Annotated in this window: 7 protein-coding genes, 1 tRNA gene and 2 rRNA genes (1 of these 10 cut by a window edge); 5 read left to right on the top strand and 5 right to left on the bottom strand. The window is 65.1% G+C overall.

Going from position 1 to position 10,000, the window contains the following annotated elements:
* From AC2W7C_RS01495 to AC2W7C_RS01480, 4 genes are all read left to right on the top strand, one after another.
* Positions 1-2,491: ribosomal RNA gene (locus tag AC2W7C_RS01495) — 23S ribosomal RNA — on the top strand; it begins 297 nt to the left of the window's first position.
* Positions 2,492-2,575: 84 nt separating this feature from the next.
* Positions 2,576-2,690, top strand: a 5S ribosomal RNA gene (rrf, locus tag AC2W7C_RS01490).
* 58 nt (positions 2,691-2,748) lie between these two features.
* Positions 2,749-2,825 (top strand) — tRNA-Met (locus tag AC2W7C_RS01485).
* Positions 2,826-2,994: 169 nt separating this feature from the next.
* Positions 2,995-3,471: a DUF6916 family protein gene (locus AC2W7C_RS01480; RefSeq protein WP_485999860.1), complete on the top strand. Its 477-nt coding sequence runs from the start codon at positions 2,995-2,997 to the stop codon at positions 3,469-3,471.
* On the opposite strand, the gene AC2W7C_RS01475 is transcribed toward AC2W7C_RS01480, so the two are convergent.
* Genes AC2W7C_RS01475 through AC2W7C_RS01455 form a run of 5 tightly spaced genes read right to left on the bottom strand, consistent with a single transcriptional unit; the run spans position 3,464 to position 5,674 of the window.
* Complete coding sequence (locus tag AC2W7C_RS01475) at positions 3,464-3,979, bottom strand: GNAT family N-acetyltransferase (protein ID WP_485999854.1); 516 nt, start codon at positions 3,977-3,979, stop codon at positions 3,464-3,466. The two genes, AC2W7C_RS01480 and AC2W7C_RS01475, sit on opposite strands and share 8 nt — an antisense overlap.
* Before the next feature lie 12 nt (positions 3,980-3,991).
* The gene (locus tag AC2W7C_RS01470; protein WP_485999853.1) at positions 3,992-4,525 is read right to left on the bottom strand and encodes a phage tail protein; all 534 of its coding nucleotides are present in this window, start codon (positions 4,523-4,525) and stop codon (positions 3,992-3,994) included.
* 55 nt (positions 4,526-4,580) lie between these two features.
* Positions 4,581-5,111, bottom strand: coding sequence for a phage tail protein (locus tag AC2W7C_RS01465; RefSeq protein ID WP_485999852.1), 531 nt, complete (start codon positions 5,109-5,111; stop codon positions 4,581-4,583).
* A 15-nt stretch (positions 5,112-5,126) separates the two neighbouring features.
* Positions 5,127-5,444 (bottom strand): phage tail protein, encoded by a 318-nt coding sequence (locus AC2W7C_RS01460; RefSeq protein WP_485999851.1) that lies wholly within the window; start codon positions 5,442-5,444, stop codon positions 5,127-5,129.
* Positions 5,414-5,674 (bottom strand): phage tail protein, encoded by a 261-nt coding sequence (locus tag AC2W7C_RS01455; RefSeq protein WP_485999850.1) that lies wholly within the window; start codon positions 5,672-5,674, stop codon positions 5,414-5,416. The genes AC2W7C_RS01460 and AC2W7C_RS01455 overlap by 31 nt, the downstream gene beginning before the upstream one ends.
* Positions 5,675-5,999: 325 nt before the next feature.
* Between AC2W7C_RS01455 and AC2W7C_RS01450 the strand changes: the two genes are divergently transcribed.
* Positions 6,000-10,000, top strand: a 4,001-nt coding sequence (locus AC2W7C_RS01450) for a beta strand repeat-containing protein (RefSeq protein WP_485999849.1), incomplete at its 3' end; no start/stop codon positions are given.

Here is a 10,000-nt window from a genome sequence, read left to right as displayed (position 1 = left end):
GCGAGCGAACCGGGACCAGGCCAGTGCTCTTGTGAAATAAAGTCGAACGGAATGGAAAGTCCGGCCATAGCGGGTGACAGCCCCGTAGACGTCAAACAGCAAGAGACTCGAGTAGGGCGGGACACGTGAAATCCTGTCTGAACATGGGGGGACCACCCTCCAAGCCTAAGTACTCCTCTACGACCGATAGTGAACAAGTACCGTGAGGGAAAGGTGAAAAGCACCCCAACGAGGGGAGTGAAACAGATCCTGAAATCGGAAGCCTACAAGCAGTCGGAGCCCCCATGCGGGGTGACGGCGTACCTTTTGTATAATGGGTCAGCGACTTCATGTGTCGAGCAAGCTTAAGCCGTTAGGTGTAGGCGCAGCGAAAGCGAGTCTGAATAGGGCGCTAAGTTCGACGTATGACGACCCGAAACCAGGTGATCTATCCATGAGCAGGATGAAGGTTGGGTAACACCAACTGGAGGTCCGAACCCGTGAATGTTGAAAAATTCTGGGATGACTTGTGGATAGGGGTGAAAGGCCAATCAAACCTGGACATAGCTGGTTCTCCGCGAAATCTATTTAGGTAGAGCGTCCGACGAATTCCTTGGGGGGTAGAGCACTGGATGGTTGCGGGCTGCGCGAGCGGTACCAATACTAACCAAACTCCGAATACCCAAGAGAACTATCGGGCAGACACACGGCGGGTGCTAACGTCCGTCGTGAAAAGGGAAACAACCCTAACCATCATCTAAGGCCCCCAAGTACTGGCTAAGTGGGAAACGATGTGGGATTGCTTTGACAATCAGGAGGTTGGCTTAGAAGCAGCCATCCTTTAAAGAAAGCGTAACAGCTCACTGATCAAGCGATCCTGCGCGGAAAATGTAACGGGGCTCAAGCCAGTCGCCGAAGGTATGGGTTTGCACTTTGTGCAAGCGGTAGCGGAGCGTTCCGTAAGCCGGTGAAGGTCAACCGTGAGGTTGGCTGGAGGTATCGGAAGTGAGAATGCTGACATGAGTAACGACAAACAGTGTGAGAAACACTGTCGCCGAAAGACCAAGGGTTCCTGCGTAAAGCTAATCTGCGCAGGGTTAGTCGGCCCCTAAGGCGAGGCTGAAAAGCGTAGTCGATGGGAAGCAGGTAAATATTCCTGCACCAGCTGGAAGTGACGGATGGCGTAAGTTGTCAGGGCTTATTGGATTGTCCTGGCAGCGAAGTTGTCCCTGGAAATAACTCCAGCAGAGACCGTACCCGAAACCGACACAGGTGGTCAGGTAGAGTATACCAAGGCGCTTGAGAGAACTGTGCTGAAGGAACTCGGCAAATTGCACGCGTAACTTCGGAATAAGCGTGACTCACCTAGGGCAACCTAGAATGAGTGGCACAAGCCAGGGGGTAGCGACTGTTTAGCAAAAACACAGGGCTCTGCGAAGCAGCAATGCGACGTATAGGGTCTGACGCCTGCCCGGTGCCTGAAGGTTAAAGGGAGATGTGAAAGCGTCGAACTGAAGCCCAGGTAAACGGCGGCCGTAACTATAACGGTCCTAAGGTAGCGAAATTCCTTGTCGGGTAAGTTCCGACCTGCACGAATGGCGTAACGACTTCCCCACTGTCTCCAGCACAGGCTCAGTGAAATTGAATTCCCCGTGAAGATGCGGGGTTCCCGCGGTCAGACGGAAAGACCCTATGAACCTTTACTATAGCTTCGCCTTGGCGTTAGCGACCGTATGTGTAGGATAGGTGGGAGACTATGAAGCCGGGGCGCCAGCTCTGGTGGAGTCATCCTTGAAATACCACCCTTACTGTCGTTGACGTCTAACCGAGGGCCGTTATCCGGTCCCGGGACATGGCGTGGTGGGTAGTTTGACTGGGGCGGTCGCCTCCCAAAGTGTAACGGAGGCGCGCGATGGTGAGCTCAGAGCGGTCGGAAATCGCTCGTCGAGTGCAATGGCATAAGCTCGCCTGACTGCGAGACTGACAAGTCGAGCAGAGACGAAAGTCGGCCATAGTGATCCGGTGGTCCCGCGTGGAAGGGCCATCGCTCAACGGATAAAAGGTACTCTAGGGATAACAGGCTGATTTTGCCCAAGAGTCCATATCGACGGCAAAGTTTGGCACCTCGATGTCGGCTCATCACATCCTGGGGCTGGAGCAGGTCCCAAGGGTATGGCTGTTCGCCATTTAAAGTGGTACGTGAGCTGGGTTCAGAACGTCGTGAGACAGTTTGGTCCCTATCTGCCGTGGGTGTTCGAAGCTTGAGAGGATCTGTCCCTAGTACGAGAGGACCGGGATGGACGTACCTCTGGTGGACCTGTCGTGGCGCCAGCTGCGCAGCAGGGTAGCTATGTACGGAATAGATAACCGCTGAAAGCATCTAAGCGGGAAACTAACCTCAAAACAAGGCTTCGCTGAGGATCGTGGAAGACTACCACGTTGATAGGCCAGGTGTGGAAGTGGGGCGACCCATGAAGCTTACTGGTACTAATAATCCGATCGGCTTGATCGTTTCTCAGCAAAACTCATTCGATGATCATCAGGCCAGATGATCGTCTGACAATGTCTTCATTCATTCGTCTGTCCGCCTGGTTGACCTGGTGGCTATGTCGGAGGTTCCCCACCCGATCCCATTCCGAACTCGGTCGTTAAGCCCTCCAGAGCCGATGGTACTTCGTCTTAAGGCGCGGGAGAGTAGGTCGCCGCCGGGTCTACCAGTCGGACAGACGAATGATTTAGAACCGTTCTTCCTCACTCACTACCGTTTGCCGCGGGATGGAGCAGCCCGGTAGCTCGTCAGGCTCATAACCTGAAGGTCGCAGGTTCAAATCCTGCTCCCGCACCCAAGATTGAAAGCCCCGCCCGGTTTTTCCGGCGGGGCTTTTTCTGTTCCGATCGGTCTGCCCGCTGGGTCTGCCACGGCGGGTTGGCTGCGACGGCCCCTTCGTGGCCGTGACCTGGATCGGTTCCGGACCAATCTGCCGTCCTGATCGCCCCCTCGCGCATCCAGCGGCCATGGATGTCGGCGCTTGCGGCCGCCGGCCGCTCTTCCGGTCGGAGGCGGCCGCCACGCCTCGGGTCGGATCTCGCCCACGCAGCGGAGGAAAGGGGCGCCTGCGCGGGGCGGGTTGCGCCCAAAGGTTGCGCGGCGTCTCAAGTCGCGCGAACCTGTTCCTTCGGCCGGGGAGGGCCTTTCGGATGCAGATCCTGTCGCATGAGACATTCGCTGGGCGGGCCAACGAGACGTTCGATCTGGGATTGGGGGAGAGTTCGATGCCGGTGACCTTGGTGGAGGTCCAACCTCTGGCCCCCCATGCCTTTCCCGGCATGCGCCGGTCGCCGTTCTCGCTGGTCTTCCGCAGCGGTTCGCCCGTGGTGTTGCCGCAGAAGGTCTACCGTTTGAAGAACCCCGCCCTGGGGGAGGTGGATCTGTTCCTGGTGCCGGTAGGGCGCGATGTCTCGGGCGTGCTCTACCAGGCGGTCTTCAACTGACGGGCCATTCCATCGTCCGGTATGCCTCGTCGGCTCCTTCGGTGATGCGGAAACCCAACCGCTCGTAGAGCCGTTGCGCGCGCGGGTTCAGGACAGAGACGTGAAGCCAGAGGCGGCCGGCGCGAGCCCGGCGCGCTCGCCGATGGGCGTGACGCAGCAACTCCGCGCCCAGCCCCGCGCCCCGGCGATGGGGGAGGAATGCGATGTCGATCACCAGGAAGCCGTCGGGCTTGCGGTCCAGGTACAGTCGGCCGATCGGCGCGCCGGCCTCCTCGACGATCAGATAGTCCGCCGTGGCGTGGAACTGGGCGAAATGGAGGGCCTGGAGCCCGAACTGGCTGTCGAGGAACGTCGCCTTCATCGCGTCGGACCAGGGGACGAGGGCCAGTTCCTCAGCCCGTACGGACGCGTAGAGCAGCCTCAGGAAGGCTTCGTCTCCATCGCGCTGGGGGCGCAGGATCAACCCCTGCGCGGACCAGCCGGCGGGGGCGTCCAGGATGTCGTCCACGTCGAACAGCGGTCAACCGAAACTCGGGAACACGCCTTGGAGCGCGATCGAATAGTTCAGCGCCAGATAGGGCTGCTGATTGGGATGCGGCTGGGTGCCCCCGACGGGATAGATGGCCAGCGGGTTGAACATGGTGTCGGGCGAGCCGTCGGTGACGAACCCCTGCGCGGCCGTGGGATTGCTGGGCGCCGCTCCGCTGGCCGGCGTGCCGACCCGCGCCGTGGTTCCCCGCGCCATGTAGATCTGGGCGGTGTGGGTGTGCGCCGGCAACTCGGTGATCAGCAGGGTCACGTTGGACTCGCCCACCATCTCGCCGACCACGCGCCGGGTCAGGCCGGGGCCCTGGCCCTGGTTGTCACCCGCGTTCCCGCCAAAATTCGGCAGGGCGAACGTGGTCTTTCCATCTCCGCCGTACTGGGTGCCCAGCAGCGAGAACAGCGCAGTGTTCTGCTGAATGGGAACGATCTGGCCCTGACACATCGCCCATTGATACGGGGCGTAGGGAAAGCCGAAGAGCTGGATTTCGCCGATGAAGGGTTCGGTCATTGCGCTTCTCGCGGGTTGCGGGTCGAGTCGCCTCGACGGTGTTCGGATCGAGGCGTCACGACTGCGAGGGATAGATGCCGTAGAGGGCGATGCAGATGCTCACCGTCAGGGTCGGCATCATGTTGTCGTGGGGCTGGCCGCCGCCCGTCGGCTGAACGCTGTTGGCCGTCAACGGATAGGCGACGTAGTTGGTGATGTCCGTCACGTACTGGGTGTCGGTGGCCAGGGCGCCGAGGATGACGGTCGGACCTGGGGTCTGTGTCGTCGCCGCGCCCTGGGTGGCCATCCAGGGATGGTTGTGCTGGGGCATCTGCTGAACGGTCAGGGTCACGGACTCCACCCCGCTGCCCTGGCCGAGCGGCCGGGGCGTCAGGCCCTGGCCGGAGCCCTGGTGGAGCGGGACCTGCCCCCTCAGATCGGGCACACCGAACGTGGTCACGCCGTCGCCGCCGTAGGTGGTGCCCAGCAGGTTGTAAAGGGCGTCGTACTCCGCGATGGACAGGAGAGAGCCGTCGCAGGACTGCCATCCGGTGGGAATGCGCGGGAAGCCGAACAGCCGGATTTCGCCAAGATAGGGTGTGCTCATCGGTTCGCCTCCAGCTCAGCCGCGCGACGGATAGATGCCGGTGAGGGCGATGTTGAAGTTGATCACCCGGAACGGCTGCATGTTCTGGTGGGGTTGGGTCCCGCCTGCCGGGCCGACGGCGGCCGGCAGCAAGGCGACGTCCGCGCCGGCCGCCGGCGGCGCGTAGATGTTTTCCGTTCCACCGCCCGAGATGGAGGCCGCGGCGTAGGCGCCGGGAGGCGTCGTCGGCGTGGTGACCGCGCCGGGGCGGGTCGAGGCCATGAAAGCGTGGTTGTGCTGGGGCATCTGAGAGATGTTCAGCGTCACGGTCTCCGTGCCGGCCGACTGCCCCATGTGTAGGTGCTCCCGTCCATCGGCGACCGTCCCTGGCCGATCGGCGTGCGGCCCATGAGATTAGGCAGGGCGAAGTTGGTGGTCCCGTTTCCCCCGTAGGTGACGCCCAATAGAGAGAACAGCGCCTGGTTCTGCGCGATGGGCAGAAGCTGGCCGTTGCACATGGCGAAGCCCTTCTGGGCGAAGCCGAAGCCGGTCAACATGACCTGGCCGAGGTAGTACTCTGCCACTGTGCGCTCTCCTGGATCAACGCCGCCCGGCCCGCCCGGACGACTGACGTACGCTTCGGCGAAAACTCGACTGACAATGATGAGCGGAGCTCACGCGACCGCCGCCCTCCCGGTCGCGCCGCGGCAATAGGGACCAACTCTACAACTTTGACAATACATCTTCGTGGATTTTCGCCTGAAGGGAGTCTAAGGGTAAAGGAACGGTGAATATCGTTATGGTTGCAGACAAGAGGCTCGGACGAGGCTGAAGGGGAGGCCTGTCCGATACGGGACGACCGCGATTCCGGCGTCAGGCGGTGTTCCGCATGGCCGGTGGGAGGGGTGAGTGGAGCGTCTGGTCCTATGGCGGCTGGCCCGCCTGTTCGTCTCGGCCTGCCCGTTGGGCGCGCTCCTGCTCGTGCTCGCCACGGCGGCGCTCAGCCTCGCCGCGCCGGGATCGGCCCAGGCTCAGGGCGGCGCGTGCACCATCAACTGGGGCACGGTCCCCTATCGCTCGACGGGCAACACCTACGTCATGAGCACGGCGGTCAACCCCGCCGTGCTCGCCGCTTGCGATCCGCGCTACCCTGCGGTGGACAGCGGCGTGGCGCCGCCGACGTCCGGCTCGTCCACGGGCGGCGGAACCTGGTCTGGGGTCACCAACGCCGCGGACAACACTCTGACGTTCAGCCCCCATTCGCGCTGGGCCGGCCCCGACACCTTCACCATGTATTTCTGCAACGACGCGGGATGCTCGGGCGCGGGTCGCCTGACCGCGACGGTCAATGTGACGGTCGCCAATCCAACCCTGACGCTGACGCCGAGCCTGGCTAACGGGACGGTCGCCACCGCCTACAGCCAGACCCTGACGGCGGGGGGCGGAGCGTCGCCCTACAGCTTCAGCGTCGTCTCCGGCGCGCTTCCGCCCGGCCTGTCTCTGGGCGTCGTCAGCAATCCGAACGCCACTACGAGCACGGTCGCGCTCTCGGGCACGCCGACCGCGGGCGGAACCTTCAACTTCACGGTCCGGGCGACCGACAATTCGGTCGGAACCGGGCCGTTCACCATTGACCAGCCCTACACCGTCACCATCGCGCCGCCGACGATCAGCGTGACCACCGCCAGCGTCCCCAACGGGACGCAGAATTCCGCTTATACGATGACCACCCTGGCGGCGACCGGAGGAACGGCCCCTCACACCTGGAGCGTCAGCGCCGGCGCCCTGCCGACGGGCATGTCGCTGAGCGCGGGCGGTGTCCTGTCGGGCACGCCCACGCAGAGCGGAAGCTTCAACTTCACGGCCCGAGCGCAAGATTCCAGCACCGGGACCGGCCCCTACGCTGGGACGCGCGCCTATTCCTTCACCATCGCCTCGGTGGCGGCGGTGGCCAATCCCGTCAGCGTCACCGTGGCCTACGGCAGCACCGGCAATCCCGTGACGCTGAACATCACCGGCGGGACCGCGACCAGCGTCGCGGTCGGAACCCAGGCGACGCATGGCGCGGCCGCCGCGGCCGGGACCTCCATCACCTACACGCCAACAGCGGGATACGCCGGACCGGACAGCTTCACCTATACGGCGACCAATTCGGCCGGGACCTCGGCGCCGGCGACGGTGACCGTCACCGTCAGTCCCCCGACGATCTCGATCAGCCCGGCGACGCTGCCCAACGGCACGACGGGAATCGCCTACAGTCAGTCCGCGACCGCCAGCGGCGGTGCGGCGCCCTATGCCTACAGCATATCGGCAGGCGCGCTTCCGGCAGGCCTGGGCATCAATCCGGCCACGGGCCAGATCTCCGGCACGCCCTCGGGAACCGGAACGAGCAACTTCACCGTGCGCGCCCAGGATTCCAGCACCGGCCCCTCGGCGCCGTTCGCCAACACCCGCGCCTACAGCATCACCGTCGTCACGCCGAACCCGCCGATCGCCAACGCCGTCAGCGCGACGGTCGCCTATGGCAGCACGAACAATCCGGTGACCCTGAGCCTCACCGGCGGCGCGGCCACCAGCGTGGCGGTGGGAACCCAGGCGACGAATGGCACGGCCACGGCGGCGGGAACCTCGATCATCTACACGCCCAACCCCGGCTATTTCGGGCCAGACAGCTTCACCTACACCGCGACCAACGTCGGCGGGACCTCGGCCCCGGCGACGGTGACGATCACCGTCAACCCGCAGGCACCCGTGGCGAACCCGGCCAGTGCGACCGTGGCCTACGGCAGCGCGAACAATCCTGTGACCTTGAGCCTGGCCGGCGGCCCGGCCGCCAGCGTGGCGGTGGGAACCCCGGCGGCGAACGGGACGGCGACGGCGAGCGGGACCTCGATCACCTACACGCCGAACCCCGGCTATTTCGGCCCCGACAGCTTCACCTACACGGCCACCAATGCAGCCGGGACGTCGGCTCCGGCTACGGTGACCGTCACCGTTCATCCGCAGCCGCCCGCGGTCAATGCGGTCAGCGCGACGGTGGCCCAGGACAGCGCGAACAATCCGGTGACGCTGAACGTCACCGGGGGCGCGCCGGCCAGCGTGGCGGTGGGAACCCCGGCGGCGAACGGGACGGCCACGGCGAGCGGGACGTCGATCACCTACACCCCGAACCCCGGCTACTTCGGGCCGGACAGCTTCACCTATACGGCGACCAACGCCGGCGGCGCCTCGGCTCCGGCGACTGTGGCCGTCACCGTCAGCCAGACGCCCACCACCGCCAACCCGGTCAGCGCGACCGTGGCGTTCAACTCCGGGGCCAATTCGATCACCCTGAGCATCACCGGCGCCGCCTCGAGCGTGGCGGTGGGAACTGCGGCGGCGAACGGTACGGCGACGGCCAGCGGGACCTCGATCACCTACACCCCGAACGCCAACTACGCGGGTCCGGACAGCTTCACCTACACGGCCACCAACACCGCGGGGACATCCGCTCCGGCGACGGTGACCATCACCGTCTCGCCGCCAGCGCCGCCGACGGCCGGCCCGGTCAGCCTGACCGTCGCGGCCAACAGCGCCGGAAACCCGGTGGCCTTGGTCCTCGGGGGCGGGATCACCCTCGGGGTCGCGACGCCGACGCTTCCGACGAACGGTTCGGTTTCGGTGACGGGGACTTCGATCACCTACACGCCGACCGGCGGTTATTCGGGGTCGGACAGCTTCACCTACACCGCGACAAATCCTGGCGGGACGTCGGCCCCGGCTACGGTGACGGTCACGGTTTCCCCGCCGACGCTGGCGCTGTCCGCGATCGCCCTGTCGAGCCAGGTCGGCGCTGCATACAGCGAGACCATCTCCGCCAGCCTGGGCGCGGTTCCCTACGGCTTCACCCTGGCCGGAGGCAGCGATCCGCTTCCCGCGGGACTGTCGCTATCGTCGGGAGGAGACCTGGCCGGCACGCCTGCGACGGCGGGGACCTTCAATCTGGTCGTCCAGGCCACCGACGCGCACGGGGCGGTGGGGACGCGGGCCTATCCTCTGACGGTGGCGGCCCCGACCATCGTCATCACCTCGCCCTCGGCGGGGGCTCTGCCCGGCGTCGCGGCCGGCGCCGGCTACAGCCAGACCTTCACCGCCACTGGAGGATTCGGAGCGCGGACCTTCGCGGTCACCGCCGGCGCCCTGCCGCCGGGGCTGAGCCTCAGCGCGGGGGGCGTCCTGTCGGGCGCGCCCACGGCCGCTGGAACCTTCAACTTCCAGGTCACAGCCTCCGATTCCGCGCCCACGCCGTTCAGCAGCACGCCGGTCGCCTACAGCCTGACGGTGACGGCGCCGACGATCACCGTATCGCCCGCCGGCCTGCCGCCGGCCACGACGGCGGCCGGCTACGGCCAGACGATCACCGCCTCGGGCGGGGTGGGGGCTTCCACCTATGCGGTCACCGTCGGCGCCTTGCCGCCGGGTCTGACCTTGAGTGCAAGCGGGGCTCTGTCCGGCGCGCTGGGCGCGTCGGGGACGTTCAACTTCACCGTCACGGCCACCGACAGCCTGGGCTTCACCGGTTCGCGGGCCTACGCCCTGACCGTCGCCGACCCGACGATCACGGTCAGCACCCCGGTCGCCGGGCCGCTGCCCGCCGTCGCCGCCGGCTCCGGCTACAGCCAGACCTTCACCGCCGCGGGCGGCCAGGAGCCGAGAACCTTCGCGGTCACGGGCGGCCTCCTGCCTACGGGACTGACGCTGAGCCAAGCGGGGGTTCTGTCGGGAACCCCCGTCGTGTCGGGGACCTTCAACTTCAGCGTGGTCGCCAGCGACGGCAGCCCCGCGCCCGGGCCGTTCAGCAGCGCGCCCGTCGCCTACAGCCTGACGGTGACGGCGCCGACGATCACCGTGTCGCCCGCCGGCCTGCCGTC

The sequence above is a fragment of the Brevundimonas sp. CURTG3B2_SDJG genome (genome assembly GCF_057364705.1).
Note: the sequence above shows the minus strand (reverse complement) of the source record. Positions and strands in the feature narration are given on the sequence as shown.